Consider the following 25,790-nt stretch of genomic DNA (forward strand, 5'->3'; position numbering starts at 1 on the left):
GCCGACCGCCGTCCCCGTGTACGCCGGGGCCGCCTGGCACGAGCGCGAGACGCACGAGATGTTCGGCATCGACTTCACCGGGCACCCCCACCTGATCACTCTGCTGCTGCCGGACGGCTTCGAGGGGCACCCGCTGCGCAAGGAGTTCGTGCTCGCGGCCCGGGTCGCCAAGGCCTGGCCGGGTGCCAAGGAACCGGGCGAGTCCGACCACGGCGACGGGCCGGCGCGGCGCAAGATGCAGCCGGCCGGGGTGCCGGACCCGAACGAGTGGGGGCCGCTCAAGGGCACCCTGCCGCCGGTCGCCGAGCGGCCGGCGCGCGGAGCCCGGGCGGCCGGTGCGGCGCGCACGCCGCGTGCGGCGGCCGCGGGCGCGGCGGCGGGGGCCGCCGCTGCCGAGGGCGGCGCCCCGGTGCGGCGGACCGGCCGCGGCGGACGCGTTCGGTCGCCGAGGGGTCGGCGAGCCAGGCGCCCGGCGAGGCGGCACCGGCGGAGGAGCAGCCCGCGGAGGAGAAGCCCGCGGTGCGGGCGGACCGGCCGCGGCGGACGCGTTCGGTCGCCGAGGGATCGGTCAGCCAGGCGCCCGGCGAGGCCGCCCCGGCCCCGGCCCGGACGCGATCCTCCGACGCGCCCTGGCACAACCCGGTGCCGGCGCACGACGAGCCCGGGAAGCCGGCCGCCGAGCCGGACACCGAGGAGCCCGCAGTCGAGGAGCCGGCCGTCGAGGAGCCCGCCCCCGGGGAGAAGACGAGCGAGACGCCGCCGGCCGAGTCGGCCGGCCAGGACGGAGACGGCGCGTGAACCTGTTCGACACGGTGCTGCGCTGCGTCGCCACGCTGGTCGTCTTCCTCGTCCTGCCCCTGGTCATCGGCCAGACCGAGCACAAGGTCATGGCGCACATGCAGGGCCGCCTCGGCCCGATGTACGCCGGCGGCTTCCACGGCTGGGCGCAGCTGATCGCGGACGGCGTGAAGTTCGCCCAGAAGGAGGACATCGTCCCGGCCGGCGCGGACCGGCGGATCTTCCAGCTGGCGCCCGCCGTCTCACTGCTGCCGTACCTGGTGGTGCTGCTGGTGATCCCGGTCGGCCCGGGCGGCTTCGTCGGGCAGGCGGTGGACGCCGGCCTGTTCTTCGTGCTGGCCGTGATGGGCGTCGGCGTGATCGGCAAGCTGATGGCCGGCTGGGCCTCGGCCAACAAGTTCTCGCTGCTCGGCGGTCTGCGGACGGCCGCGCAGCTGATGTCCTACGAGCTGCCGATGGTGCTCGCCGCCGCCTCCGTGGCGATGGCCGCCGGGACGCTCTCGCTGACCGGGATCATGGACGCCTGGGAGTGGTACTGGATCCCGTGGCAGCTGATCGGCGGGTTCGTGTTCTTCACGGCCGGCCTGGCCGAGCTGCAGCGCCCGCCGTTCGACATGCCGGTCGCCGACTCCGAGATCATCTTCGGCGCGTACACCGAGTACACCGGGCTGCGCTTCGCGCTGTTCCTGCTCTCCGAGTACGCGGGCATCCTGGTGGTCTCCGCGCTGACGGCGGTGCTCTTCCTCGGCGGCTGGCACGGCCCGCTGCCGGACCAGCTCGGCTGGCTGTGGACCCTGCTGAAGACCTTCGCGCTGGCCTTCGTGGTGATCTGGCTGCGGGTCACCTACCCCCGGCTGCGCGAGGACCAGCTGATGCGCTTCGCGTGGGCGGTGCTGATCCCGCTCGCGCTCGTCCAGCTGGCCCTCACCGGCATCATCAAGGTGGCGATCTCATGAGTTTCCCCGGTGCGGGCCTGGCCAAGGGCCTGGCCGTCACCCTGCGGACGATGACGAGGAAGAGCATCACCGCGCAGTACCCCGACGTGCAGCCGGTCCTCCCGGCGCGGTCGCGCGGCGTGATCGCGCTGCTGGAGGAGAACTGCACGGTCTGCATGCTCTGCGCCCGTGAGTGCCCGGACTGGTGCATCTACATCGACTCCCACAAGGAGACGCTGCCGGCCGCCGACCCGAACGCGCGCGCCCGCACCCGCAACGTGCTGGACCGCTTCGCCATCGACTTCTCGCTCTGCATGTACTGCGGGATCTGCATCGAGGTGTGCCCGTTCGACGCGCTGTTCTGGTCGCCCGAGTTCGAGTACGCGGAGACCGACATCCTGGAGCTGACCCACGAGCGGGACCGGCTGCGGGAGTGGATGTGGACGGTGCCGGCGCCGCCGGCGCTGGATCCGGCGGCCGAGGAGCCCAAGGAGATCGCCACCGCGCGCAAGGCCGCCGACAAGCTGGCCGCTGCGGCGGCCAAGGCGGAGGAGGAAGCGCAGACGGCGCAGGACGGTGGTGACGCGTGATCGGCACCGCCACCCTGCTCGCCGCGACCGGGTCGCTGGACCCGGCCGCGCGCTCCTTCCTCTCCCCGACCGGGGTGGAGATCGTCTTCCTGCTGGTCGGCATCGCCGTGCTCGGCTCGGCCCTGGTCGCCGTCACCACCAAGCAGCTGGTGCACGCCGCGCTCTGGCTGGTGGCCGCGCTCGGCGGGCTGGCGGTGGAGTTCCTGCTGCTCACGGCGGAGTTCATCGCCTGGGTGCAGGTGCTGATCTACCTCGGCTCGGTGGTCGTGCTGGTGCTGTTCGGGCTGATGCTCACCAAGGCGCCGATCGGGCGCTCGCCGGACGCCGACTCCAAGAACCGCTGGGTCGCCCTGGTGGTCGCGCTGGCCACGACCGGCACGCTGGTGACGCTGGTCGTGGACGCCTTCCGGACGTCCTGGATCGACCTCGGCGCGGGCGGCGGCTCGGCGGCGGTGACCGGCGCGAGCCTGTTCCGGACCTGGGTGCTGCCCTTCGAGGCGCTCTCGGTCCTGCTGCTGGCCGCGCTGGTCGGCGCGATCGTGCTGTCGCGCGGCAACGGGCGGCGGGTGCCGGCGCCCCGGGCCGGGCGGATCCGGGCCGGCCGGCCGGTGGGCTCCAACGGGACGGTCGCGCAGACCGCGCCCAGGGCGGAGCCGGCGGCCGAGGCGGCGGCCGGGTCCGAGACCCCGTCCGCGGCCGCGCCGACCACCACCGAGCAGGAGGGCTGATGCACCTCGCCTACCCCGTCGTCCTCGCCGCGCTGCTGTTCGGCGTCGGCGTCTACGGCGTGCTCGCCCGGCGCAACGTCATCCTGGTGCTGATGTCCGTCGAGCTGATGCTCAACGCCGTCAACCTCAACCTCGTCGCCTTCGACGCCTGGCTGCGCGACTCGCTGCACGCCGGGCAGGCGCTGACCCTGTTCACCATCACCGTCGCCGCCGCCGAGATCGGCCTCGGGCTCGCCATCGTCCTGCTGCTGTTCCGGGCCCGGGGCACCGCGGACGTCGACCGGGCCACCGCGCTCGGCGATCCGGCCGAGTCCACCGCCGATGCCGAGGAGGCGCCGGTCGGAGCCGAGGCGCTGAAGGGCCGGGCCACCGCATGAACCTCGCCCTGCCCGCCCTCGTCCCCGCGCTGCCCGCGCTCGGCGCGGCGGCCACCCTGGCCACCGGCCGGCGCGCCCCCGGCCTCGCCCGGCCGCTGGCGATCGTGCCGGTCGCCGTCTCGGCGGTGCTGGCGCTGGTCGTCGCGCTCCAGCTCGGCACCGGCCAGACGCTGGACGCCGCCACCCGGCTCACCCCGACCGGCGGCCCGGACATCTCGCTCGCGATCCACCTGGACGGCTTCAGCTCGCTGATCTCGGTGCTGGTCGGCCTGGTCGCCACCTGCGTGCAGGTGTACTCGACCGCGTACCTCAAGGACGATCCGCGCTACCCCTCGTACGCGGCGCTGGTCTCGCTGTTCACGGCGGCGATGTTCCTGGTCGTCTACTCCGGCGACCTGGTGGTGCTGTTGGTCGGCTGGGAGGTCATGGGCATCTGCTCGTACTTCCTGATCGGCCACCACTGGGAGACCGAGGACGCCCGCTCGGCCTCGCTCAAGGCCTTCCTGGTCACCAAGCTCGGCGACGTGCCGTTCCTGTTCGGCGTCTTCCTGCTCGGCGCCGACGCCGGGAGCTTCCGGATCGAGGACGTGCTGCGGGCCGCCACCGAGGGGCGGCTCGGCCACCCGACGCTGGTCGCGCTGCTGCTGCTGGCCGGGGTGGCCGGCAAGAGCGCGCAGTTCCCGCTGCACACCTGGCTCCCGGACGCGATGGCCGGCCCGACGCCGGTCTCCGCGCTGATCCACGCCGCCACCATGGTCGCGGCCGGCATCTACCTGGTGGCCCGGCTGCTGCCGGTCTTCCTGCTCTCCGGCGCGGCGCTGGTCGTGCTGGCGGTGATGGCCGCCGTGACGATGATCGGCTCGGCGCTCTGCGCGCTCGCCCAGGACGACCTCAAGCGGGTCCTGGCCTACTCGACCGTCGGCCAGCTCGGCTACATGGCCGGCGCGCTGGCCAGCGGCGACCGCGAGGCGTCGGTCTTCCACCTGGTCAGCCACGGAGCGTTCAAGGCGCTGCTGTTCCTCGCGGCCGGTGTGGTGATCCACGCCGCGCACACCAACTCGATCTCCGCGATGTCCCGGATCCCCGGGCTGCGCAAGCGCGTCCCGGACGCCTACTGGACGATGGGCATCGCGCTGGTCGCCCTGGTCGGCCTACCGCCGTTCGCCGGCTTCTTCAGCAAGGAGGCGGTGCTGACCGCCGCCGAGCACGCCGCCAACGGCGAGGCGCTGACCAACGGCCTCGGCCCCGCCTCGGCGGTGCCGCAGGCGGCCGGCTGGATCGTGCTGATCTCCGCCGGGCTCACCGCGCTGCTCACGGCGGCGTACGCGGCCCGGCTGTTCCTGGTGGCCTTCCACAGCCCGGCGGGCGCGGCCGCGGCGGCGCCCGCGGTGCTGCCCGCCGCGGACGGGGGCACCGTCGCCGCCGACCACGAGGCCGGCGCGCCGTACTCGCCCGAGCCCGACGAGGCCGACCCGGCCGTCGCCGAGCCGCCCGCGATGCGCTGGCCGCTGTGGGTGCTGGCGGTGCCGACCATGGGCTTCGGCGTCGCCGGCCTGCGCTCGGACTGGCTGCCCGCGCTGCTGGACGGCGGCTCGCTGCGGCCTTCCGCGGTCACCGCCGTCATCGGCACCGGCCTCGCCGTGGTCGGCGCGCTGCTGGCCTACGGGGCCTGGCGCTCGGCCACCGCCCGGGTACCCGGACAGGACGAGACCCCGGCCGCCGAGGTGGTCGTCGCCGACCCCGGGCGCGCCCTGCTCGGCCCGCTGTTCGGCCCGGCCCGGCACGGCTTCGGCGTCGACCGGCTCTACAGCGCGCTGTTCGTCCGCCCGGTCGAGGCCGCCGCCAGGCTCGTCCGCTTCCTCGACCGCGAGGTCGTGGAGACGTACGTGCGCGGCGCCGGCGCCGGGGCGGGCCTGCTCGGCCGCGCCGTGCGGCTCGCCCAGACCGGCAACGCGCAGACCTACCTCAGCGCGCTGCTCGCCGGCGTCGTCCTGCTGGCCGTCCTGGTGGCGGTGTAGCCGATGCCGTACCTCCCTTCCCCGTCCGCCGTCGTGGTTGTCGCTAGGAGCCCCCGATGAACGCGGTCCTCATCGCCCTCCTGGTGCTGCCGCTGCTCGGCGCCGCGCTCACCCTGGCCCCGGTGTTCGGCGCGGACCCGGCCGCCGCCGACCGCCGCGCGCTGCGCTTCAGCAGCGTGCTGACCGGCGCCGTCCTGGTGCTCACCGTCGTCCTGGCCGCCGGCTTCGACCACGACGAGCCCGCCCGGATGCAGGCCACCACCGACGTGTCCTGGATCCCGGCCGTCGGCGTGCGCCTCCACCTCGGCGTGGACGGCGTCTCGCTGCCGCTGATCGTCCTGACCTCGCTGCTCACCTTCCTCTGCGCGCTGTACTCGGAGCGGAGGCTGCCGTCCGGGGACGGGGTGCCCTCGGCCCGGGCCTTCGTCGGGCTGTTCCTCCTCCTCGAAGTCGGCATGCTCGCCACCTTCGCGGTGCTGGACCTCCTGCTCTTCTTCCTGGCCTTCGAGATCGTGCTGATCCCGATGTACTTCCTGATCGCCCGCTGGGGCAGCGGGGCGAAGGTGCCGGCCGCCAACCGGTTCATCCTGTACACCCTGCTCGGCTCGGCCGTGATGCTGCTCGGCTTCCTGCTGATCGGCGGCAAGGCGGGCACCTTCGACATGCAGGCCCTCGCCGCCGCCCACGGCTCCGGCCTGAGCCACTCCACCCAGGTGATCGCCGCGCTGGCGATCATGGTCGGGCTCGCGGTCAAGGCCCCCGCCTGGCCGCTGCACAGCTGGCTCCCGGACGCGCACACGGCGGCCCCGACCGTCGGCTCCGTCCTGCTCGCCGGCGTGCTGCTGAAGATGGGCACCTACGGCCTGGTCCGCGTCCTCCTCCCGGTCGTCCCCGACGGCACCACGACGCTCGCCCCCTACCTGGGCGCGTTCGCCGCCGTCGGCATCGTCTACGGCTCGCTGGCCTGCCTCGCGCTCGCGCGGCGCGGCGCCAAGGGCGACCTCAAGCGCCTGATCGCCTACTCCTCCGTCGGCCACATGGGCTTCGTCCTGCTGGGCATCGCCTCCCTCACCCCGGTCGGCGTCAACGGCGCGCTGTTCGCCAACATCGCGCACGGCCTGATCACCGGCCTGCTGTTCTTCGTCGTCGGAGCGCTCAAGGACCGCTACGGGACGGCGGACCTCGACACCCTCTCCGGTGCCACCGGCGCCGCCCTCTACGGACGGGCACCCCGGCTGGGCGCGCTGCTCGCCTTCGCCGCCGTCGCCAGCCTCGGCCTGCCCGGGCTGGCCGGCTTCTGGGGCGAGCTGCTCGCGATGTTCGGCGCGTTCGACCCGGCCGACGGCCTCTCGCGCCCCGCGTTCGTCACCTACATGGTCCTGGCCGGGCTCGGCACCCTCCTCACCGCCGCGTACCTGCTGATCGTGGTCAAGCGCGTCTGCATGGGCGACCCGAAGCAGCCCGCCCCGGTGGCCGAGCTGGCCGACCTGCGCCCGTACGAGGCCGTCAGCTGGACGCCGCTGGCCGCCCTCACCCTGCTCGCCGGTCTCTGGCCCGCACTGCTGCTCGGCCTCTCCGACCCCGCCGTCAAACACCTCCTCGGGGGTGGCTGATCATGCTCGGCACCGCACTCGGACCTCACTCCACGGGGCAGACCACTGTGACCTCCCTCGCCGTCGCCAACCCGGGCAGCCTGATCCAGTCCGTGGACTGGGTGGCGATCGCGCCCCCGCTGATCGCCGCCGCGGCCGCCCTCGCCGTGCTGGTCACCGACCTCTTCCTGCCCGCGCAGCACAAGAAGTGGCTGGGCCGGCTCACCGCCGCCGGACTCGCCCTCGCGCTCATCTCGCTCCTCCCGCTGACCGGAGGGTCACCCCGGGCCACCTTCTGTGCGCAGAACGTAACAGGAGCCACTGACAACGCGGGCTGCTCCTACGTCGCCGACCACTTCGCCCTGGTCTTCCAGCTGCTCGCGCTCGGCGGCGCGCTGATCGCCGCCCTGCTGTCCGCGCACACGGTGGACGAGGAGGAGCTGCCCCGCGGCGAGTACTGGTTCCTGCTGCTCTCCAGCGCCACCGGCGCCGCCCTGCTGCCCGCCTCCCGTGACCTCGCCACCCTGGTGATCGCCCTGGAGGTGGCCTCGCTGCCCGCCTTCGCGCTGGTCGCGCTGCGCCGGGACGGCCGGGGCGCCGAGGCCGCGCTGAAGTTTTTCCTCTCCTCGGTCACCGCGACCGCCGTGATGCTGCTCGGCGTCGGCTTCGTCTACGCGGCGAGCGGCAGCCTGCACCTGGGCGCCGTCGCCACCGGCCTGGAGCAGGCGCCCGCGCAGCTGAAGCCGCTGGCCGAGGCGGGCGCCGTGCTCACCCTGGTCGGCTTCGCCTTCAAGGTCGCCGCCGTCCCGTTCCACTTCTGGGTGCCGGACACCTACACCGGCGCCCCGCTGCCGGTGGCCGGCTACCTCTCGGTGGTCGGCAAGGCGGCCGGCCTGGCCGGCCTGGCGCTGGCCACCACGATCGCCTTCCGCCCCTACGCGCACACCTGGGGCCTGGCCCTCGCGGTGCTGGCCGCCGTCACCATGACGGTCGGCAACGCGGGCGCGCTGCGCCAGCGCTTCGACACCCGCCACAGCGCGGTCCGGCTGCTCGCCTGGTCCTCGGTGGGCCAGGCCGGCTACCTGCTGGTGCCGCTGGCCGCGGCCGGCTACGCGCCCACCGGGACCGACCCGCTGGGCGCCACCGCCGCGTACGCGCTGATCTACGGCGTGGTCAACCTCGGCGCCTTCGGCGTGGTGGCGGCGGTCGGCCGCCGGGCCGGGACCAGCGTGGACGACTTCCGCGGCCTGTTCGCGCGCAACCGCTGGACGGCGCTGGCGCTGGCGTTCTTCCTGCTCTGCCTGGCCGGGCTGCCGCCGGGCGTGATCGGCCTGTTCGGCAAGGTGGTGGTGTTCCGCGCCGCCGTCGACGCCGGGCTGGGCTGGCTCGCCGTGGTGATGGCCGTCAATGTGGTCGTCGCCCTGTACTACTACCTGCTCTGGACCGCCCGGCTGTTCGCCCCGGCGGAGGAGGCCGCCGCGGCCGCCGCCCCCGAGCGGCGCCTGCCGCTGTCGCTGACCGCCACCCTGGGGCTCACCGCCTCGGCCGCGGTGGTGCTCTCGGTGGCCCCCCAGCTGGTCCTCCAGGTGGTCGGCGGCTCGCTGTTCTGAGCCGCCGCCGGGGTGCGCCGGGGTGCGCCGGGGTGACGGGCGGTGCGGCCGGGTCACCCGGCCGGGTGTCGCGCCGGTCACAAGGGAACAAGGCCCCCGCCCCCGCCCGTTGACCGGGCAGGAGGGACGAGGCAGAAAGGGCTTCCCCACGCACCATTGGAGGGCCACCCGTGCACCGCCGGCACAACGGACTGAGGACCGCCGCCCTGCTCGGCGGCCTCTCGGCGCTGATCCTGGTGATCGGCGGCTTCTTCGGCCGCACGGGCTTCGTGATCGCCCTGCTGGTCGCCCTCGGCACCAACGCCTACGCCTACTGGAACAGCGACAAGCTCGCCCTGCGCGCCATGCGCGCCCGCCCGGTGAGCGAGATCGAGGCCCCGCGGCTGTACCGGATCGTCCGCGAGCTCTCCACCGCGGCCCGCCAGCCGATGCCCCGGCTCTACATCTCGCCGACCCCGGCCCCGAACGCCTTCGCCACCGGCCGCAACCCGCGCAACGCCGCGGTCTGCTGCACCGACGGCATCCTGCAGCTGCTCGACGAGCGCGAGCTGCGCGGCGTCCTCGGCCACGAGCTGAGCCACGTCTACAACCGCGACATCCTGATCTCCTCGGTGGCCGGGGCACTCGCCTCGGTGGTGATGTTCCTGGTCAACTTCGCCTGGCTGATCCCCTTCGGGCGCAGCGAGGACGACGACGGCCCGGGCCTGTTCGGGATGCTCGCGATCATGATCCTCGGCCCGATCGCGGCCTCGCTGATCCAGCTGGCCGTCAGCCGCTCGCGCGAGTACCAGGCCGACGCCGACGGCGCCCGGATCACCGGCGACCCGCTCGCCCTGGCGAGCGCGCTGCGCAAGCTGGACGCCGGCACCCGGCAGCTGCCGCTGCCGCCGGAGCCGCAGATCCAGACCGCCAGCCACATGATGATCGCCAGCCCGTTCCGCCCGGGCGAGGCCGGCGCGAAGCTCTTCTCCACCCACCCGCCGATGGCCGAGCGGATCGCCCGGCTGGAGCGGATGGCCGGCCCCCGGCAGTAGGGCCCGCGCGGTCCGCCGTCAGCCCGCGACCTCCTCGAAGGCCTGCCGCAGGCGGTGGACGCCCTCCGCCACCTGGGCGGAGCTCTCGGCGGCCGCGTAGCTCAGCCGCAGGTGCGGGGCCGGCGGCTCGGCGGCGTGGTACGGCCGGCCCGGGGTCACCTGCACGCCGGCCCGCAGGGCGGCCTCGGTGAGGGCGCCGTCGTCGACGCCGTCCGGGAGCCGCAGCCACAGGTGGTAGCCGCCGGGGCGGTAGGTGGTGAGCAGGCCCGGCAGTTCACGGTGCAGGGCGGCGACGGCGGCGGTGCGGCGGCCCAGCAGCTCGGTGCCGAGCGCGCGCAGATGGCGGGCCCAGCCGGGGTCGGCGACCAGCTCCAGGGTCGCCTCCTGCAACGGCCGGGGCACGAAGAAGCTGTCCACCACCTGGGTCGCCCGCAGCCGGGCGAGCGCCGGCCCGCGCGCGGTGAGCGCGCCCACCCGCAGGTTGGGCGAGGCGGCCTTGGTCAGCGAGCGCAGGTGCACCACCACCCCGTCGCGGTCGTCGGCGGCGAGCGGGCGCGGCAGCGCGGGGGCGTCCGGGTGGACCAGCAGCCGGGAGAAGTCGTCCTCGACGACGAACGCGCCCGCCGCCCGGGCGATCCGCAGCACCTCGGCCCGGCGCCCGGGGGAGAGCACCGCGCCGGTCGGGTTCTGGAACAGCGGCTGGCAGACGAAGACCCGCGCCCGGGTGGCCGCGAAGGCGTCCGCCAGCAGGTCGGTGCGCACCCCGTCGGCGTCGACCGGCACCGGGACGGGCCGCAGCCCGGCCGCCCGGACCACCGCGAGGATCCCCGAGTACGTCGGCGACTCCACCAGGACCGGTGCGCCCGGCGCGGCGAGTGAGCGCATCGCCACGGTGAGCCCGCCCTGTCCGCCCGAGGTGATCAGGACGTCCCCGGTGGCGACCGGCCCGCCCGGTCCGCCGATGTCGCGGGCGAACCAGCCGCGCAGCTCGGTGAGGCCGTCGGTGGGCGGGCGCTCCCAGGCGCCGGGCCGCCGTCCGGCCCGGGCCAGGGCGGCGGCGAGCAGGCGCTCGGGCAGCAGCGAGGCGTGCGGATAGCCGCTGTTGAGGTCGATGACGTCGGGCGGCGGCACGCGCAGGGTGGCGAACACCGGGGCGGCCAGCAGGTCGCGCGGGCCGGTGTCGGTGCTGAGCGCGATCTCCTGCCAGGAGAGGTCGCCCGGGCGCGCGGAGGCGGGCACCCCGGCGCCCGGTCCGTCCGCGAAGGCCGCCGCCCGGAACACCCCGGCGCCCGGCCGGGAGACCACCAGCCCCTCGGCGGCCAGGACGGCGATGGCGCGGGAGACCGTCCCCGGGCTGACCTGGTGGCGCTCCATCAGGGTCCGGCTCGACGGCAGCTTCCGACCCTCCGGGTAGCGCTCCACCTCCCGGCGCAGTCTGTCGGCGAGTTCGGCCACACTGCTACGCTCGTTCATGAGAGCACAAGATAGCGCTACTCCCTCCCTCGCGGTAGCGGAACGACCCGCTGCGGCGGTCGCCCCCTCGGGGGCCCCGGGCACCGCACTGGCCGCCCTGGGCGTCCTCTCCTTCTCCTTCAGCTTCCCCGCGACCGCCTGGGCGCTGACCGGCTTCGGCCCCTGGACGGCCACCGGTCTGCGCGGTCTGCTGGCCGGGGTGCTCGCCGCGCTCTGCCTCGCGGCCGCCCGCGTCCCGCTGCCCGAGCGCCGCCACTGGCCCGGTCTGCTGGTGGTCTCGGCCGGCTGTGTGCTCGGTTTCCCGCTGCTCACCACGCTGGCGCTGCGCACCTCCTCGACCGCGCACTCGGCCGTCGTCATCGGCCTGCTCCCGCTGGCCACCGCGGCCGTCGCCGCCGCGCGCTCGCGCGGGCGCCGCCCGTCGAGGCTGTTCTGGGGCGCGGCGCTGGCCGGGGCGGCCGCGGTGCTCGGGTTCACCCTGGTGCAGAGCCACGGGCGGCCCGGCCTCGCCGACCTCTACCTGTTCGCCGCGCTGCTGGTCTGCGCCGCCGGGTACGCGGAGGGCGGGCGGATCTCCCGGGAGCTGCCCGGCTGGCAGGTGATCGGCTGGGCGGTGGTCGCCGCGCTGCCGGTCACCGCGCTGACCACGGCGCTGGCGCTGCCGGCCGAGCCGGTGCGCCTCGGGGCCGAGGCGGTGGCGGGGCTGCTCTACACGGCCGCGGTCTCGCAGTTCGGCGGGTTCGTGGTCTGGTACCGGGGGATGGCGCTGATCGGGGTGCCGAGGGCGAGCCAGCTCCAGCTGGCCCAGCCGCTGGTCACGCTCGTCTGGTCGGTGCTGCTGCTCGGCGAGGAGCTGCCGGCCGCCGCGCCGGTGACCGCGGTGGTGGTGCTGCTCAGCATCGCGCTCACCCAGCGGGCCCGGGTCTGACGCCGCCGCCCGGCCCCGCGGGGTGCGCGCGGGACCGGGCGGCGGCGGTGGTGGGGATCAGTGACCGGCCTCCGAGGGCCGGTAGACGCACAGGGCCCAGATGATGAACACGTCCAGCGCGATCACCACGATCGACCAGCCCGGGTAGTACGGCATCGACAGGAAGGCGTCGATCGCGCTCACCGCGGTGAGGACGATACCGGCGTACCGGGCCCAGCCGGCGCCCTTCAGGAGGAAGGCGCCGACCAGTGCGACCAGTGCGCCCACGACGATGTGGATCCAGCCCCAGCCGGTGAGGTCGAAGCGGAAGACGTAGCGGTTGGTGGTCAGGAAGACCTCGTCATCGTGGACCGCCATGATGCCCCGCAGCACCTCCATGATTCCGTTGATCAGCATCAGGACACCTGCGAACACCACGAAGCCGGGCGCCCACTCGCGGAACCGGTGGTGCGAGGGCGGCGGTGGCGGCTGGCCGGTGCCGGAACGCCAGGGCGGGGGCTGGTCCGCGGGGGGCGGCTGGCCGGGCGGCGGGGACGACGTGCTGCTCATGGCTTCCTCCAGGACCGGACGCCGGGGCCGGTCAGGCACTCCCGGACAGGTGTTCGGAGAGACGTGCGGACTTCGACCGTCCAACCGCGGCCGGTGCCGGGCAACCGGGCCGCACCTGTTCGGGTGACCCGCCCCGCGCGCCCTCGCGCGCCCCCGGCCGGCGCGGCCGGGCGGCCGGTACTGGTGGTCCGACCCCTGCCCCGGATCCGGAAGGCGCAGCGCGTGACTCTCCTGCCGCAGGACACCGTGGAGCAGCCCCCGCCCCCGTCGGGCGGCACCCTGCGGGAGCACCGCGCGGCGGCCCGCCGACGGCGCGGCCGGGCCCTGGTCGGCTGGCTCACCACCACCGACCACAAGCGGATCGGCACCCTCTACATCACCACCTCCTTCCTGTTCTTCCTGCTGGGAGGGCTGATGGCGATGCTGATGCGGATCGAGCTGGCCCGTCCCGGGCTGCAACTGCTCTCCAACGAGGAGTTCAACCAGCTCTTCACCATGCACGGCACGATCATGCTGCTGATGTTCGCGACCCCGCTGTTCGCCGGCTTCGCCAACTGGATCATGCCGCTGCAACTCGGCGCCCCCGACGTCGCCTTCCCCCGGCTGAACGCGCTCGCCTACTGGCTGTACCTGTTCGGCTCGCTGATCGTCGTCTACGGCTTCCTCACGCCGGACGGCGCGGCCGACTTCGGCTGGTTCGCCTACGCGCCGCTGAACGGCCCGGACCGCTCCCCGGGCCTCGGCGCCGACCTGTGGATCATGGGCCTGGCCCTCTCGGGCTTCGGCACCATCATGGGCTCGGTCAACTTCATCACCACGATCGTCTGCTTCCGCGCGCCCGGGATGACGCTGTTCCGGATGCCGATCTTCGTCTGGAACATCCTGCTGACCGCCGTCCTGGTGCTCTTCGCCTTCCCGGTGCTGGCGGCCGCGCTGCTCTGCCTGGAGTCGGACCGCCGCTTCGGCTCGCACGTGTTCGACGCGGCCAGCGGCGGCGCGCTGCTCTGGCAGCACCTGTTCTGGTTCTTCGGGCACCCGGAGGTCTACATCATCGCGCTGCCGTTCTTCGGCATCGTCACCGAGATCATCCCGGTCTTCAGCCGCAAGCCGATCTTCGGGTACTCCGGGCTGATCGGCGCCACCGTCGCCATCACCGGCCTGTCGATCACCGTCTGGGCGCACCACATGTTCGTCACCGGGCAGGTGCTGCTGCCGTTCTTCTCGATCATGACGATGCTGATCGCGGTGCCCACCGGGGTGAAGTTCTTCAACTGGATCGGCACCATGTGGCGGGGCTCGCTCAGCTTCGAGACGCCGATGCTGTGGGCCGTCGGCTTCCTGGTCACCTTCCTGTTCGGCGGTCTCACCGGGGTGCTGCTGGCCGCGCCGCCGATCGACTTCCACGTCTCCGACTCGTACTTCGTCGTCGCGCACTTCCACTACGTGGTGTTCGGGACGGTGGTCTTCGCGATGTTCGCCGGCTTCCACTTCTGGTGGCCCAAGTTCACCGGCCGGATGCTCGACGAGCGGCTCGGCCGGATCCACTTCTGGACCCTCTTCGCCGGCTTCCACGCCACCTTCCTGGTGCAGCACTGGCTCGGCGCCGAGGGGATGCCCCGCCGCTACGCCGACTACCTGGCCTCCGACGGCTTCACCGCGCTCAACACCGTCTCCAGCATCGGCTCGTTCCTGCTCGGGATCTCCACCCTGCCGTTCCTCTACAACGTCTGGCACACCGCCCGGTACGGGGAGCGGGTCACCGTCGACGACCCGTGGGGCTACGGGCGCTCGCTGGAGTGGGCCACCTCCTGCCCGCCGCCCCGGCACAACTTCGTCACGCTGCCCCGGATCCGCTCCGAGTCGCCCGCCTTCGACCTCCACCACCCCGAGATCACCGAGCTCGACCGACGGCAGAACGCCCGCGAACCACAAGCCTGATTCCCGGTCCTTTACCTTCTCGTTAGGATGACCGGCATGGCAGAGGACACCGCAGAGGGCGCAGAGGACACCAGTACCCCGGTGGCCGGTGACCCGCGGGCCCGCCGGCGCGGCCAGGGCGAGCTGGAGGCACAGGTGCTGGCGGTGCTCCAGCGGGCGCCCGGCCCGGCCAGCGCGGGCTGGGTCCAGGAGCGCCTCGACGGCGACCTCGCCTACACCACCGTGATGACCATCCTCTCCCGGCTGCACGCCAAGGACGCCGTCACCCGCAGCCGCTCCGGCCGCTCCTACCTCTGGCAGGCCTCCTCGGACGCGGCCGGCCTCGCGGCCCTGCGGATGCGCCGCGTCCTGGACGGCGAACCCGACCGGGACGCCGTGCTCGCCAGCTTCGTCACCGCCCTGCTCCCGCACGACGAGGAGCTGCTGCGCACCCTGCTCGACAGCGCCTGCGCCCCGGCCCCCGACCGCGAAGGCTGACCCCCTCGCCGTGGGCGTCTTCGTCTTCCTCCCCCTCGTCCTGCCGCTGACGGCGCTGCCCATCGCCCGCCTCACCGAGCAGCACCTCCACCCGCGCGGCGCCGCCCGGCTGCTCACCGGGATCAGCATCGTGATGGCGCTGTGCAGCGCGCTCTGCCTCGCGCTGACCGGGGTCGTCGGCACCGCGCAGATCCCCGGCAACCCGCTGCCCGACAGCTGGTCCGACCCCGAGGTCCGGGCCACCCTGCCGTACCACGAGACGGTCGGCACGGCGGCGCTGCTGGTGCTCGCCGCCGTGCTGTTCGCGGTCGGCCGCACGCTCGCCCGCCACCTGCGGATCCGCGCCCGCGCCCGGCGCGCCCTCGGCCGCGCGCTGCCCGGCCCGTCCGACGTCGCCCTGCTGCCCGACCCGGCCCCGTACGCCTACGCGCTGCCCGGCTCGCCGCGCTCGCCCGGCCGGGTGGTGGTCTCCACCGGCATGCTGGCCGGCCTCGCCGAGGACGAGCGCGCCGCCCTGCTCGCCCACGAACGCGCCCACCTCGCGCACCGGCACCACCGCCACCTGCTGGCCACCCAGCTGGCCGGCTGCGTCAATCCGTTCCTGCGGCCGCTGGAGCGGGCCGTCGCGTACAGCGCGGAGCGCTGGGCCGACGAGGAGTCCGCGCAGGCCGTGGGCGACCGCCGGGTCACCGCCCGCGCCGTCGCCCGTGCCGCCCTCGCCTCCCACCGCCCGCCCGACGCCTACGCGGCCTTCCCCGCCTTCGCCGCCCCGGGCCCCGTCCCCCGCCGGGTCGCCGCCCTCCTCGGCCCCGTCCCCACCACCCGCAACTGGCCCCCCGCCCGCACCCCCGCAGGCCTCGCCGCCCTCGTCGCCGCCCTCGGCACCGCCGCCTCGGCCCTCTCCGCCCTCAACGCCGCGGTCGCCCTGCTCCTCGTCCTCAAGGCCGTCACTCCGCTCTGAAACGCGGGTGCGCGGACCGCGGCGGCCGGAGATGATGGTCGGCATGATCCTCGACGGCCCGCCCGCCACGGCGCCCAGGATGCTGCTCCTGGACCGGGTCGACTTCACCTCCGGCTGCCGTGTGTTCGATCTCGTTCGGCCGGTGTTCCTGATGCCCGGGGACCGGATCCGGGTGGCTCTCGACGAGGTGACCGTGCGGCGTGCGGCCACCGGCCGGGAGGAGCGCCTCCAGGGCTCCATGAACTCCGTGCTGCGCAGGCAGCGGTACCGGTAGCTCGCCGGGCACCGTGGAGGAGGGCAGGATGATCCTGGAGGGCCGCTCCGGACGGGCCGCGGCTCACCGGCCGTCCCGGCCGACTGTCGGGACCCGTCTCCTCCGTGAGGAGGGCGCTACCCGGACGGATCCCTGAAGTCCGGCCCTGACCTGCGTAGACATGGCGGGCGGCGGGCATCCGGGTCGTAGGGGGCAGTCGTCGCGCGTGAGAGGGTGCCAGGCATGAAGGTGATCGGATTCCTACTGAATGTGCTCTGGCTGGTCTTCTGCGGGTTCTGGATGGCGATCGGCTACGTGATCGCCGGCATCATCTGCTGCATTCTGATCATCACCATTCCCTTCGGCATCGCCTCCTTCCGGCTGGCGGGGTTCGTGATCTGGCCGTTCGGGCGGAAGGCCGTCGAGCGGCCGGACGCCGGGGCGCCGTCCTGCGTCGGGAACGTGATCTGGCTGGTCTTCGCCGGGTGGTGGCTGGCGCTGATGCACCTGATCACCAGCATTCCGCTGTTCCTGTCGATCATCGGGATCCCGTTCGGGTGGGCGAACCTCAAGCTCATCCCGGTGTCGCTGACGCCGCTGGGGCGGGAGATCGTGTCGACGGACGAGCCGTGGGGCGGGCGCTAGACGACACACGGACGGGCCGGCGGGTGTTCTCCCGCCGGCCCTTCCCCGTCTCAGGCGGTGGCGAGGGCGGCCAGGGCGGTGCGGGCGGTGGTGAGGGAGGTGGCGGCGAGGTCGCGGTAGGGGGCGAGGGCGGGGATGTCGGCGGCGCGGGTGAGTTCGGCGTGGATGAAGCGGAGGTTGGCGTCCGGGACGCCGAGGTGTTCGGTGAACCAGGCGCGCAGGTAGGGGGTCTGGAAGTCGAAGGGCTCGCGCGGGGTGCCGGGGCCGTAGCCGCCGCCGCGGGCGGCGACGACGATGACGCGGGTGGCGGTGAGGCGGCCGGTGTGGGCGCCGGGGAAGGTGATGCGGTCGATCCAGGCCTTCAGGGCGGCGGGGACCGTGAAGTTGTACATCGGGACGCCGAGGAGAAGCGTGTCGGCCGAGTGGAGCTCGGTGATCAGCGGGTGGGTCAGCGACCACTCGTGGTGCTCGGCGGGGGTCGTGGCGAAGCCGGGGACGTCGGGGAGGGGGACGGGGGCGCCGTGGCGCTCGACGCGGACGCCGAGGGAGGCGTAGCCCGGCCCGAGGAGGGGCACCGGGTCGGCGGCGAGGTCGCGGTAGCGGTAGCCGGCGCCGGGGTGGCGGGCCCGCCAGGCGTCGGCGAAGCGGGCGGTCAGACGGCGGCTGACGGACTGGTCGGTCGGGCTCGCGCCGGAGTCCAGGTGGAACAACGTGGGCATGAGGGGGCTCCTGGTCACCTTCGGGGAGTGGGTGTCGTCAATCCCGTGACGGGGCCGCGGACGGAAAGGTGACCGATGGACGGGCGCGAGGAGCTGGCGGTGCGGTTCGAGGCCGAGCGGGGGCGGCTGGCGGCGGTGGCGCGGCGGATGCTGGGGTCGGCGGCGGAGGCGGAGGACGCCGTGCAGGAGGCCTGGCTGCGGCTGGAGCGGGTGGACGCGGCGGAGGTGGAGAACCTGCCGGGGTGGCTGACCACGGTGGTGTCGCGGATCTGCCTGGACGTGCTGCGGGCGCGGCGGACCGAGCCGGCGGGGGACGAGGCCGTGGTCGAGGGGGTGGTGGACGGCCCCGAGACGGAGGCGGAGCTGGTCGACGAGGTGGGCCGGGCGATGCTGGTGGTGCTGGACCGGCTCGGCCCGGCCGAGCGGGTCGCCTTCGTGCTGCACGACGGGTTCGCGGTGCCGTTCGAGGAGATCGGCCCGATCGTCGGGCGGAACACGGTGGCCGCGAAGAAGCTGGCGAGCCGGGCCCGGCAGCGGGTCAGAGGGGCGGGCGCGGAGCAGGGCACCGGGCGGCGGGAGGTGGTGGAGGCCTTCCTGGCCGCCGCGCGCGGCGGCGACCTGAACGCGCTGCTCGCCGTGCTGGCGCCGGACGTGGTGCGCCGGGCCGACCCGGCCGCACTGCCCGCCGGTCGCGCCGCCGTGCTGCGCGGCGCCGGGGCGGTGGCCCGGGAGACCAGGGTGATCGGGCGGCGGGCCCGGTTCGGGGTGCCGGTGCTGGTGGACGGCGAGGCCGGGGCGGCGATCGCGCCGGACGGGCGGCTGCGGATGCTGCTGCGGTTCACCGTGCGCGACGGCCGGGTGGCCGCCTTCGAGGTGGTCGCGGACCCGGCCCGGCTCGCGGCCGCGGTGGTCACCCTGCCGGCGTGACCGCCGCCCGGAGCCCGGCGAACTCCGCCGCCAGCGCGTCCAGGGTGTAGTGGGCGTTGAGCCCGCTGGGGTTGGGCAGCACCCAGACCTCGGTGTCCCCGATGGTCCGCTCCTGCCGCCCGATCGACGCCGTCCGCCGGCCGAAGGCCGTGCGGTAGGCGCCGATGCCGAGCACCGCCAGCACCCGGGGGCGCAGCCGCAGCACCCGTTCGGTGAGCGCCGCGCCGCCCGCGCGCAGCTCGTCGGCGGTCAGCTCGTCGGCCTTGGCGGTGGCGCGCGGGGCGACGTTGGTGATGCCGAGGCCGAGGTCGAGCAGCAGGCGCTGCTCGTCCGGGCGGAACTGGCGGGGTGTGAAGCCGGAGCGGTGCAGGGCGGGCCAGAACCGGTTGCCCGGGCGGGCGAAGTGGTGGCCGGTGGCCCCGGACCAGAGTCCGGGGTTGATGCCGCAGAACAGGACCCGCAGACCGGGGGCGGTGACGTCCTCGATCGTGGTGTCGCGGGCGGCGAGCAGCTGCTCGGCGGTCGGCCTGGGTGCCGTGGTCGGCTTCTCGGTCACCGCTCCAGTGTGCCGGTGGCCGCGGCGGCTCCCACGCCCGCCCCCGCGGCCACCGGCACGGCCGCCGCCGTCCGGCTCGCCGCCAGCGACCTGGTCCGGCGCCGCTCCCGCAGCCACCGCACGCCGTACACCGCGGCGGCCGCGTACGCCCAGCCGACGAAGACGTCCACCAGGTAGTGCTCCGCCCCGTAGACCAGGGCGAAGGTCATCGCCAGCGGGTACGCCACCAGCAGGACCCGCACCCACCGCGCGGCCGTCGGCCAGAAGAAGAAGAGCAGCATCGCCGGGTACGCCGAGTGCAGCGAGGGCATCGCGGCGACGTCGTTGGCGAACTGGCTGCCGTTCTCGAACACCGACGCGGCGCGCGGCAGCCCGCTCTCGGTGAGCACGTCCGAGACCACCCGGGTGAGCTGCGGCAGGTGCCCCTCCTGGGAGGACAGCCACGGCGGCACCGCCGGGTAGAGGATGTACGTCGCGAAGCCCGCGAAGGTCAGCACCAGGTAGCAGGTGAGCAGGTGCCGGAACCGGTCGTGCCGGCGGCGCCACAGCACCGCGAGGATCATGAAGACCGCGAAGAAGTGCGACATGTAGACGGTGACCGCCGCGTAGTCCCACCACTGCGGCGATCCGGGCGTGTAGAGCCCGTGCTGGAGCCGGACGGTGAGCGTCTCGCCGAGGCCGATGACCTCGTCGGCGCGCTGCTGCGGCCACAGGTACGGGCCCCAGGGGGTGTGCGCGCCGTAGCCGCGCAGCAGTGAGTACGTCCAGACGACGGCCATCACCGGGACCCAGTCGCGCAGCACCAGCAGGAAGCCGCGCGCGCCGTGACCGCTGTGCACCCCGGCGGCCACCAGGGCGCCCATCAGCCACAGGAAGACCAGGTCGTTGGTGTACGGCAGGCCGTAGGTGCGCAGGTACCACAGCAGGGCGGCGAGGTAGAGCGGCCACGCCAGCAGTCGTAGCCGGGCCAGGGCGCCGGTGCGCGCGCCGGTCCGGGAGCCGGTCGCCGGACGCAGCCGCCCGGCGCTCGGGGGAGGGGTGGGCGGCGCCGGGCGGAGCATTCTGGTCATGCCGGTCGAAGCTAGCAAGGCATTCTTGGAGAACTCTCGGTGCGAACGGCGGTCCGTTCAGGAAGGGCTCAGAATTGCCCCGGCCGGCGCAGCGGACGGGGCGTCGGGGCGTCGGGGCGGTGCCGGGGCGGCGCGGGGTGACTCAGGACACGATGCCCAGCTCGTGCGGGGTGTTGTTGAACCGCCGCCCGCCCTGCTCGGTGACCGTCACGATGTCCTCGATCCGCACGCCGAACCGGCCCGGCAGGTAGACGCCCGGCTCGATCGAGAAGCACATGCCGGGCACCAGCGGCCGCTCCTCGCCCTCGACCAGGTACGGGGGCTCGTGCGTGGTGATGCCGATGCCGTGGCCGGTGCGGTGGATGAAGAACCCGCCGTACCCGGCCTCGGTGATGACCCGTCGGGCGATCCGGTCGATCTCCTGGCAGCCGACCCCGGGCCGGACGGCCTCGAACGCGGTCTGCTGGGCCTGCCGGACGACCTCGTGGACCTTGCGCACCTCGTCCGGCACGTCGGCGCCGACGTGCACGGTGCGGGTGGTGTCGGAGCCGTAGCCGTCCTTGAGCCCGCCGAAGTCCAGCACGACGGTGTCGCCGGGCGCGATGACCCGGTCGCCGGCCTCGTGGTGCGGGTTGGCGCCGTTGGGGCCGGAGCCGACCACGGTGAAGTCGACCTGGCTGTGCCCGTACTGGATGAGCAGGGCCGCGAGGTCGGCGGCGACGTCGGTCTCCCGGCGGCCGGCGAAGGCGACCCCCAGGATGCCCCGGTAGGCGGCGTCGGCGGCGCCGCCGGCCGCGGCGAGGCGCTCCAGCTCGTCCGCGTCCTTGACCGCGCGCAGCATCGGCAGGGTCTCGGTGAGCGAGGTCCAACCGGTGCCGGGCAGGGCGGACTGGAGGCCGAGCAGGTGCATCGCCCAGGCGTTGTCGGAGATCCCGTACCGGCCGGAGCGGTCGATCAGGGGGACGGCGGCGGCGTACGGGTCCTGGCCGTCGGTCCAGTCGACCAGCCGGACGGCGGGGGCGCCGACGGCCTTCTCGGCGTCGGGGCGCTCCAGGGCGGGGACGATCAGCGCGGGTTCGCGGCCGGCGGTGAGGACGAGGGCGGTGAGCCGCTCGGTGACCGCGGTGGGCCGATAGCCGGTCAGGTACACGAGGTCGGGGCCGGGGGCGACGACCAGGCCGGACAGCCCGGCGCCCGCGGCGGCGGCGGTGGCCCGCTCCAGGCGGGCGCGGTAGTCCTCGGCGGTGAAGTCTCGGGGCATGCGGGGGTCTCCTGGCGGGGAAGTCCTGCGACGGGTTCCGTGTCAACGTCATCATGGACGCTGGGAGTTGGCGTAGTGCCGGAGGAATAGCGCCTCGACGTGGGCCATGTGCTCGATCTCGCCGGGGTCGACGCTCTCGTTGGGCGCGTGGATGAGGCAGCGCGGCTCCTCGACGCCCATCAGGATGATCTCCGCCTCCGGGAAGGCCGTGGCGAGCACGGTGCAGAGCGGGATCGAGCCGCCCTGGCCGAGGAAGGACATCGGCCGGCCGTAGACCTCCTGCATGGCCTTGTCGAGCGCCGCGTACGCCGGCCCGCCGGTGGCGGCGCGGAACGGCGAGCCCGCGCTCTCCGGCGCCACCGCGATGCGCACCCCCCACGGGGCCGCGGCCTCCAGGTGGGCGGTGAGCGCGGCCTGCGCGGCGCGCGCGTCGGTGCCGGGCGGGACGCGCAGGGAGACCCGGGCCCGGGCGGTGGCCGGGATCGCGGCGGCGGAGCCGACCACCGGCGGGCAGTCGATGCCGAGCACGGTGACGGCGGGCCGGGCCCAGAGCCGGTCGGCGACGGTGCCGGTGCCGGTCAGCCGGACGCCGTCCAGGACGCCCGCGTCGGCGCGGAACCGCTGCTCGTCGTAGCCGACGCCGCTCCAGGTGCCGTCGTTGTCCAGGCCGTCGATCCGGGTGCCGCCGTCGGCGTCGCGCAGCGAGTCGAGGACCCGGATCAGCGCGGCCAGCGCGTCCGGGGCCGGGCCGCCGAACATGCCGGAGTGCATGTCGCCCTTGAGCGCGGAGACGGTGACCACGACGTTGGTGACGCCGCGCAGCGAGGTGGTGGCGGTGGGGACGCCGACCGCGGCGTTACCGGTGTCGCAGATCAGCAGGGCGTCGGCGTGCAGTTCGCCGGCGTGCGGCGGCACGTAGGCCTCAAGCCCGCCGGTGCCCTGCTCCTCCGAGCCCTCGACGACCAGCTTGAGGCCGACCGGCAGGTCGTCGCCGAGCGCCCGCAGCGCGGTGAGGTGCATGACGATGTTGCCCTTGCAGTCGGCGGCGCCGCGCCCGTACCAGCGGCCGTCGCGTTCGGTGAGCTCGAACGGCGGGGAGGTCCAGGCGTCGTCGTCGAGCGGGGGCTGGACGTCGTAGTGGGCGTAGAGCAGGACGGTCGGGGCGCCGGGCGGGGGCGGGCGGTGGCCGACCACGGCGTGGCTGCCGTCCGGGGTCTCCTCCAGGTGGACGTCGCGCAGTCCGGTGTCGGCGAAAGCGGCGGCGACCCACTCGGCGGCCTGGCGGCACTTCTCGGGCGGGTACTGGCGCGGGTCGGCGACCGAGGGGATGGCGACCAGCTCGGCCAGGTCGGCCTTGGCGCGCGGCATCAGGGCGGCGATCCGGCGGGCGAGTTCGTCGGTCATGGTGACGGCTCCTCTGGGAACGGTGGGCCGGGGGCGTCGGGCCCGGACGGCCTCTGCCGCGGACGGTGTCAGTTGCGGACGGTGTCCTCGAGCTTGAGGTCGTCGATCTTGTCCTTGATGGCGGCGAGCTTGTCCGGGCAGTACACCGAGAGCACGATCGTCTCCGCGAGGACCACCTCGCGGTCGGAGAGCACCGGGCGCTGGCCGGGGCCGCCCGCGCCGTTGGCCATGCCGTACTTCCACTGCGCCTGCTGCAGCGCGCCGGCCGGGTCCTCGCAGACGGCGCCGCCGTCCTCGCCCAGGGTGTGCACGATCTGGTTCTGCGAGGGGACCGGGTAGCCGGCGGCCGCCAGCGCCTCGGAGAGCTGCTTGGCCTTGCGGTTGGCCTCGTTGGTGTCGTGCAGCTGGGTGTAGGTGAGCAGGCCGGTGACCAGCATGCCGACCAGCAGGACGATCGCGCCGAGGTAGATCCAGCGGTGCCGGGAGGCCATCATGCTGCGGGTCATGACGCACCGCCCTCGGCCGGGCCCTCGGCCCGGTGCAGTTCGGCGGCCTCCTGCGCGGCGAGCTCGGCCTGTGCGTCGGGCGAGCGCCACTCCGGCTTGCGCAGCCGCAGGAACAGGTACGGGATCAGCAGGCCCAGGACCAGCAGGCCGCCGCCGACGATCACCACGTACGACCAGGCCGAGCCGCTGCCGAACTGCGAGGAGGGCACGAACCCGATCGCCATCGCCGCCGCCGAGGCCACCAGGCCGGTCACGGAGATCGGCACCAGGGCGGGCGCCCGGTAGCCGCGCGGGTGGTCGGGCCGGGTGCGGCGCAGCCGGATCGCGGCGGCGAACATCAGCAGGTAGACGATCAGGTACACCTGCGTGGTGATCACCGAGAAGATCCAGTAGGCGCTGGAGACGTTCGGGATCAGGGCGTAGGCGAGGGCGATGACCGTGGTGACCACGCCCTGGGTCACCAGCAGGTTCTGCTGGATGCCCTCCTTGTTGAGCCGCTGCAGGAACGGTGGGAGGTAGCCCTCCTGGCGGGAGATCATCAGCAGGCCCTTCGACGGTCCGGCGAGCCAGGTGAGCATGCCGCCGAGCGAGGCGGAGACCAGCGCCACCGCGATCACCGGGGTGAGCCAGCCGATGTGGAAGTACTGGAAGAAGGCGTCGAAGGCCTGCATCACGCCGGCCGTCAGGCTCAGCTCGCTGGACGGCACCACCCAGCTGATCGCCAGCGCGGGCAGGATGAAGATCGCGAGCACCATCGCGGAGGCGGTGAACATCGAGCGCGGGAACTCCCGGGCCGGGTCGCGCAGCGAGGAGACGTGCACCGCGTTCATCTCCATGCCGGAGTAGCTGAGGAAGTTGTTGACGATCAGCACCAGGCTGGCCAGGCCGGTCCACTCCGGGAACAGGTGCGCGGCGTCCATCGGGGCGGCGGAGGCGTTGCCCTGGCCGAGGAAGACGAAGCCGAGCACGACCAGCAGCGTGCCGGGGATCAGCGTGCCGATGACCAGGCCCGCCGAGGAGAGGCCGGCCACCGCCTTGGTGCCCCGGGACGAGACCCAGACGCCGGTCCAGTACAGCACCATGATCACGATCGCGGTGTACGGGCCGTTGCTCGCCAGGGAGGGGTCGACCACGTAGGCGATGGTGGAGGCCACGTAGGCGAGCAGGGACGGGTAGTAGAAGATCGTCATCGCGAACTGGCACCAGACGGCCAGGAAGCCCAGCGGCTTGGAGAGGCCCTCCGACACCCAGCGGTAGACGCCGCCCTCCCAGCCGGACGCCAGCTCGGCCGAGACCAGCGCGGTCGGCAGCAGGAAGACGACGGCCGGGAGCAGGTAGAGGAAGACGCAGGCGAGGCCGTAGACCGCCATGGTCGGGGCGGAGCGGAGGCTGGCCACCGAGGCGGTGGTCATGAAGGCGAGCGTCAGCCAGGACATCCGGGGGGCGTTCGCCAGCCTGGTGGCCGCCGCGCCGGTGCGTCCCCGGGCGGCCGCCTCCCGGCGGCCTCCGCCTGTGTCTCCGCCTGGGCCTCCGCCTCCGCCGGGGCCGCCAGGACTGCCCTGGCCGGACGACGGAATGTCCATCGAACTCATGCGTCCTCCTGGGGTGGCCCGCCGGCGCTGGGCCGTACCCGGCCAGTTCACCCGGTTGGCGACGGGGCCGCATGCGGCGTGCACCCGCACGGGTGAGCGGACGTCAGGAGGACGGGGCGGCCGGGGGCCCTGCCCGCGTCGTCGCCTGCTTGGGCCGGCCGGCCGGCCGTCGCCGGGACCGGGCCCGCCGCGAGCAGCGCGGCCACCGTCCCGAGCAGGGGGCCGACTCTCGGACTGGTACCCGACCGGGCACGGAATCGTAAACGTCGGGCGGACTGTCGGTGCCATGGTTCACGATGACTGAATGTCATACGAACTTCAGGCGCTGATCGGCCCGGCGGAGCTGGTCGCGGTGGCGGCCGCCGAGGTTTCGGCGGCCCGTCCGCGACCGCTCGCCCAGGGCCTGGCACTGATCCCGGCCACCCCCGAGTTCCTGGCGGCCCTCCGGTTCGGCGACGAGGAGCCCATCTCCCCGGGCGCCGCCGGCTTCGACTGGTTCTCCGACGGCCTCGAACGCCGGCTCGCCGCCTGGTCCAAGGCCGGGCCGATCGCCTGCGTGGAGGCCGACTACTTCGGCGGCACCGGCACCCAGCGCGCCGCCCTCTGGGCCGACGGCCGGCTCGCCCTCGGCCCCCTCGTCGTCGCCGAACTCGCCGCCTTCCCGCCCGAGGGCAGCCCCATCTCCCGTGTCCTGCGCCGCCTCGGCGTCCGCCTGACCGACACCGACCCCGCCGCCCACGACGAGTTCGACGCGGCCGGCCTCGGCGCCCACCGCGCCACCGCCGCCTGGGCCACACCCCGCTGACGGCCCCGGGAACGACGGCGGCCCCGGTCGGAAGCCCCCACCAG

At 74.3% G+C, this 25,790-nt stretch carries 26 protein-coding genes; 17 read left to right on the forward strand and 9 right to left on the reverse strand.

Annotated features, from left to right (window positions below; all coding sequences use genetic code 11):
• The first annotated feature begins 519 nt into the window (after positions 1 to 519).
• The 9 genes from ACFVFS_RS35825 (at position 520) to htpX (ending at position 9,682) form a co-directional block, all read left to right on the forward strand.
• Positions 520 to 798, forward strand: coding sequence for a hypothetical protein (locus ACFVFS_RS35825; RefSeq protein ID WP_380629111.1), 279 nt, complete (start codon positions 520 to 522; stop codon positions 796 to 798).
• Positions 795 to 1,754, forward strand: a complete 960-nt coding sequence (gene nuoH, locus ACFVFS_RS35830; RefSeq protein WP_380629112.1) for an NADH-quinone oxidoreductase subunit NuoH — start codon at positions 795 to 797, stop codon at positions 1,752 to 1,754. The genes ACFVFS_RS35825 and nuoH overlap by 4 nt, the downstream gene beginning before the upstream one ends.
• Positions 1,751 to 2,323 carry a NuoI/complex I 23 kDa subunit family protein gene (locus ACFVFS_RS35835; RefSeq protein ID WP_380629142.1) on the forward strand — a complete coding sequence of 191 codons (573 nt, stop codon included), beginning with the start codon at positions 1,751 to 1,753 and terminating at the stop codon, positions 2,321 to 2,323. Before nuoH ends, ACFVFS_RS35835 begins: the two co-directional genes overlap by 4 nt.
• Complete coding sequence (locus ACFVFS_RS35840; protein WP_380629114.1) at positions 2,320 to 3,051, forward strand: NADH-quinone oxidoreductase subunit J; 732 nt, start codon at positions 2,320 to 2,322, stop codon at positions 3,049 to 3,051. The genes ACFVFS_RS35835 and ACFVFS_RS35840 overlap by 4 nt, the downstream gene beginning before the upstream one ends.
• Positions 3,051 to 3,428: an NADH-quinone oxidoreductase subunit NuoK gene (nuoK, locus tag ACFVFS_RS35845; protein WP_380629116.1), complete on the forward strand. Its 378-nt coding sequence runs from the start codon at positions 3,051 to 3,053 to the stop codon at positions 3,426 to 3,428. The genes ACFVFS_RS35840 and nuoK overlap by 1 nt, the downstream gene beginning before the upstream one ends.
• Positions 3,425 to 5,446 (forward strand): NADH-quinone oxidoreductase subunit L, encoded by a 2,022-nt coding sequence (locus ACFVFS_RS35850; RefSeq protein WP_380629117.1) that lies wholly within the window; start codon positions 3,425 to 3,427, stop codon positions 5,444 to 5,446. The genes nuoK and ACFVFS_RS35850 overlap by 4 nt, the downstream gene beginning before the upstream one ends.
• Positions 5,447 to 5,502: 56 nt before the next feature.
• Positions 5,503 to 7,059, forward strand: a complete 1,557-nt coding sequence (locus ACFVFS_RS35855) for a NuoM family protein (RefSeq protein ID WP_380629119.1) — start codon at positions 5,503 to 5,505, stop codon at positions 7,057 to 7,059.
• Positions 7,060 to 7,061: 2 nt separating this feature from the next.
• A complete protein-coding gene (locus tag ACFVFS_RS35860; RefSeq protein WP_380629120.1) occupies positions 7,062 to 8,648 on the forward strand; it encodes an NADH-quinone oxidoreductase subunit N in 1,587 nt (528 codons plus the stop codon).
• 170 nt (positions 8,649 to 8,818) lie between these two features.
• Positions 8,819 to 9,682, forward strand: a complete 864-nt coding sequence (htpX, locus tag ACFVFS_RS35865) for a zinc metalloprotease HtpX (RefSeq protein WP_380629121.1) — start codon at positions 8,819 to 8,821, stop codon at positions 9,680 to 9,682.
• 18 nt (positions 9,683 to 9,700) lie between these two features.
• Here htpX and ACFVFS_RS35870 read toward each other — a convergent pair whose 3' ends face one another.
• Complete coding sequence (locus ACFVFS_RS35870; protein ID WP_380629123.1) at positions 9,701 to 11,155, reverse strand: PLP-dependent aminotransferase family protein; 1,455 nt, start codon at positions 11,153 to 11,155, stop codon at positions 9,701 to 9,703.
• On the opposite strand from ACFVFS_RS35870, the gene ACFVFS_RS35875 reads away from it, so the two are divergent.
• On the forward strand, positions 11,154 to 12,083 hold the full coding sequence (locus ACFVFS_RS35875) for a DMT family transporter (RefSeq protein WP_380629124.1): 930 nt from the start codon (positions 11,154 to 11,156) through the stop codon (positions 12,081 to 12,083). The genes ACFVFS_RS35870 and ACFVFS_RS35875 overlap by 2 nt on opposite strands.
• A gap of 57 nt (positions 12,084 to 12,140) precedes the next feature.
• On the opposite strand, the gene ACFVFS_RS35880 is transcribed toward ACFVFS_RS35875, so the two are convergent.
• The gene (locus ACFVFS_RS35880) at positions 12,141 to 12,632 is read right to left on the reverse strand and encodes a hypothetical protein (protein WP_380629125.1); all 492 of its coding nucleotides are present in this window, start codon (positions 12,630 to 12,632) and stop codon (positions 12,141 to 12,143) included.
• A gap of 279 nt (positions 12,633 to 12,911) precedes the next feature.
• On the opposite strand from ACFVFS_RS35880, the gene ctaD reads away from it, so the two are divergent.
• From ctaD to ACFVFS_RS35905, 5 genes are all read left to right on the forward strand, one after another.
• Positions 12,912 to 14,570, forward strand: coding sequence for a cytochrome c oxidase subunit I (gene ctaD, locus ACFVFS_RS35885; protein WP_380629143.1), 1,659 nt, complete (start codon positions 12,912 to 12,914; stop codon positions 14,568 to 14,570).
• A 36-nt stretch (positions 14,571 to 14,606) separates the two neighbouring features.
• A complete protein-coding gene (locus ACFVFS_RS35890) occupies positions 14,607 to 15,047 on the forward strand; it encodes a BlaI/MecI/CopY family transcriptional regulator (protein ID WP_380629126.1) in 441 nt (146 codons plus the stop codon).
• Positions 15,048 to 15,057: 10 nt separating this feature from the next.
• A complete protein-coding gene (locus tag ACFVFS_RS35895; RefSeq protein ID WP_380629129.1) occupies positions 15,058 to 16,008 on the forward strand; it encodes a M48 family metalloprotease in 951 nt (316 codons plus the stop codon).
• A 43-nt stretch (positions 16,009 to 16,051) separates the two neighbouring features.
• Positions 16,052 to 16,282, forward strand: a complete 231-nt coding sequence (locus tag ACFVFS_RS35900) for a hypothetical protein (RefSeq protein WP_380629130.1) — start codon at positions 16,052 to 16,054, stop codon at positions 16,280 to 16,282.
• A 222-nt stretch (positions 16,283 to 16,504) separates the two neighbouring features.
• Entirely contained in the window at positions 16,505 to 16,906 is a 402-nt protein-coding gene (locus tag ACFVFS_RS35905) for a YccF domain-containing protein (RefSeq protein WP_380629131.1), read from the forward strand.
• Between the two features lie 50 nt (positions 16,907 to 16,956).
• On the opposite strand, the gene ACFVFS_RS35910 is transcribed toward ACFVFS_RS35905, so the two are convergent.
• Positions 16,957 to 17,625: an FMN-dependent NADH-azoreductase gene (locus tag ACFVFS_RS35910; RefSeq protein WP_380629132.1), complete on the reverse strand. Its 669-nt coding sequence runs from the start codon at positions 17,623 to 17,625 to the stop codon at positions 16,957 to 16,959.
• Positions 17,626 to 17,700: 75 nt separating this feature from the next.
• Between ACFVFS_RS35910 and ACFVFS_RS35915 the strand changes: the two genes are divergently transcribed.
• The gene (locus tag ACFVFS_RS35915) at positions 17,701 to 18,552 is read left to right on the forward strand and encodes a sigma-70 family RNA polymerase sigma factor (RefSeq protein ID WP_380629133.1); all 852 of its coding nucleotides are present in this window, start codon (positions 17,701 to 17,703) and stop codon (positions 18,550 to 18,552) included.
• On the opposite strand, the gene mug is transcribed toward ACFVFS_RS35915, so the two are convergent.
• From mug to ACFVFS_RS35945, 6 genes are all read right to left on the reverse strand, one after another.
• The gene (mug, locus tag ACFVFS_RS35920; RefSeq protein WP_380629135.1) at positions 18,536 to 19,108 is read right to left on the reverse strand and encodes a G/U mismatch-specific DNA glycosylase; all 573 of its coding nucleotides are present in this window, start codon (positions 19,106 to 19,108) and stop codon (positions 18,536 to 18,538) included. The two genes, ACFVFS_RS35915 and mug, sit on opposite strands and share 17 nt — an antisense overlap.
• Positions 19,105 to 20,178, reverse strand: coding sequence for a phosphatase PAP2 family protein (locus ACFVFS_RS35925; RefSeq protein WP_380629136.1), 1,074 nt, complete (start codon positions 20,176 to 20,178; stop codon positions 19,105 to 19,107). Before ACFVFS_RS35925 ends, mug begins: the two co-directional genes overlap by 4 nt.
• Before the next feature lie 142 nt (positions 20,179 to 20,320).
• Positions 20,321 to 21,439 (reverse strand): aminopeptidase P family protein, encoded by a 1,119-nt coding sequence (locus ACFVFS_RS35930; RefSeq protein ID WP_380629137.1) that lies wholly within the window; start codon positions 21,437 to 21,439, stop codon positions 20,321 to 20,323.
• A gap of 51 nt (positions 21,440 to 21,490) precedes the next feature.
• Positions 21,491 to 22,843 (reverse strand): dipeptidase, encoded by a 1,353-nt coding sequence (locus ACFVFS_RS35935; RefSeq protein WP_380629138.1) that lies wholly within the window; start codon positions 22,841 to 22,843, stop codon positions 21,491 to 21,493.
• 68 nt (positions 22,844 to 22,911) lie between these two features.
• The gene (locus ACFVFS_RS35940) at positions 22,912 to 23,349 is read right to left on the reverse strand and encodes a hypothetical protein (protein ID WP_380629139.1); all 438 of its coding nucleotides are present in this window, start codon (positions 23,347 to 23,349) and stop codon (positions 22,912 to 22,914) included.
• Positions 23,346 to 24,785 carry an APC family permease gene (locus ACFVFS_RS35945; RefSeq protein ID WP_380629140.1) on the reverse strand — a complete coding sequence of 480 codons (1,440 nt, stop codon included), beginning with the start codon at positions 24,783 to 24,785 and terminating at the stop codon, positions 23,346 to 23,348. Before ACFVFS_RS35945 ends, ACFVFS_RS35940 begins: the two co-directional genes overlap by 4 nt.
• Before the next feature lie 460 nt (positions 24,786 to 25,245).
• Between ACFVFS_RS35945 and ACFVFS_RS35950 the strand changes: the two genes are divergently transcribed.
• The gene (locus tag ACFVFS_RS35950) at positions 25,246 to 25,746 is read left to right on the forward strand and encodes a hypothetical protein (protein WP_380629141.1); all 501 of its coding nucleotides are present in this window, start codon (positions 25,246 to 25,248) and stop codon (positions 25,744 to 25,746) included.
• Positions 25,747 to 25,790 lie beyond the last annotated feature (44 nt).

This window comes from Kitasatospora sp. NPDC057692 (genome assembly GCF_042799475.1).
Lineage (GTDB): Bacteria > Actinomycetota > Actinomycetes > Streptomycetales > Streptomycetaceae > Kitasatospora.

Excerpts from the sequence above, each read along its gene's own strand:
- ACFVFS_RS35910 (WP_380629132.1), bottom strand. The coding sequence starts at position 17,625 with ATGCCCACGTTGTTCCACCTGGACTCCGGCGCGAGCCCGACCGACCAG.
- ACFVFS_RS35925 (WP_380629136.1), bottom strand. The coding sequence starts at position 20,178 with ATGACCAGAATGCTCCGCCCGGCGCCGCCCACCCCTCCCCCGAGCGCC.
- ACFVFS_RS35850 (WP_380629117.1), top strand. The coding sequence starts at position 3,425 with ATGAACCTCGCCCTGCCCGCCCTCGTCCCCGCGCTGCCCGCGCTCGGC.
- ACFVFS_RS35940 (WP_380629139.1), bottom strand. The coding sequence starts at position 23,349 with ATGACCCGCAGCATGATGGCCTCCCGGCACCGCTGGATCTACCTCGGC.
- ACFVFS_RS35835 (WP_380629142.1), top strand. The coding sequence starts at position 1,751 with ATGAGTTTCCCCGGTGCGGGCCTGGCCAAGGGCCTGGCCGTCACCCTG.
- ACFVFS_RS35935 (WP_380629138.1), bottom strand. The coding sequence starts at position 22,843 with ATGACCGACGAACTCGCCCGCCGGATCGCCGCCCTGATGCCGCGCGCC.
- ACFVFS_RS35945 (WP_380629140.1), bottom strand. The coding sequence starts at position 24,785 with ATGTCCTGGCTGACGCTCGCCTTCATGACCACCGCCTCGGTGGCCAGC.
- ACFVFS_RS35890 (WP_380629126.1), top strand. The coding sequence starts at position 14,607 with ATGGCAGAGGACACCGCAGAGGGCGCAGAGGACACCAGTACCCCGGTG.
- ACFVFS_RS35860 (WP_380629120.1), top strand. The coding sequence starts at position 7,062 with ATGCTCGGCACCGCACTCGGACCTCACTCCACGGGGCAGACCACTGTG.
- ACFVFS_RS35855 (WP_380629119.1), top strand. The coding sequence starts at position 5,503 with ATGAACGCGGTCCTCATCGCCCTCCTGGTGCTGCCGCTGCTCGGCGCC.
- nuoK (WP_380629116.1), top strand. The coding sequence starts at position 3,051 with ATGCACCTCGCCTACCCCGTCGTCCTCGCCGCGCTGCTGTTCGGCGTC.
- ACFVFS_RS35875 (WP_380629124.1), top strand. The coding sequence starts at position 11,154 with ATGAGAGCACAAGATAGCGCTACTCCCTCCCTCGCGGTAGCGGAACGA.
- ACFVFS_RS35900 (WP_380629130.1), top strand. The coding sequence starts at position 16,052 with ATGATCCTCGACGGCCCGCCCGCCACGGCGCCCAGGATGCTGCTCCTG.
- ACFVFS_RS35870 (WP_380629123.1), bottom strand. The coding sequence starts at position 11,155 with ATGAACGAGCGTAGCAGTGTGGCCGAACTCGCCGACAGACTGCGCCGG.
- ACFVFS_RS35950 (WP_380629141.1), top strand. The coding sequence starts at position 25,246 with ATGTCATACGAACTTCAGGCGCTGATCGGCCCGGCGGAGCTGGTCGCG.
- ACFVFS_RS35930 (WP_380629137.1), bottom strand. The coding sequence starts at position 21,439 with ATGCCCCGAGACTTCACCGCCGAGGACTACCGCGCCCGCCTGGAGCGG.
- ACFVFS_RS35905 (WP_380629131.1), top strand. The coding sequence starts at position 16,505 with ATGAAGGTGATCGGATTCCTACTGAATGTGCTCTGGCTGGTCTTCTGC.
- ACFVFS_RS35915 (WP_380629133.1), top strand. The coding sequence starts at position 17,701 with ATGGACGGGCGCGAGGAGCTGGCGGTGCGGTTCGAGGCCGAGCGGGGG.
- ACFVFS_RS35880 (WP_380629125.1), bottom strand. The coding sequence starts at position 12,632 with ATGAGCAGCACGTCGTCCCCGCCGCCCGGCCAGCCGCCCCCCGCGGAC.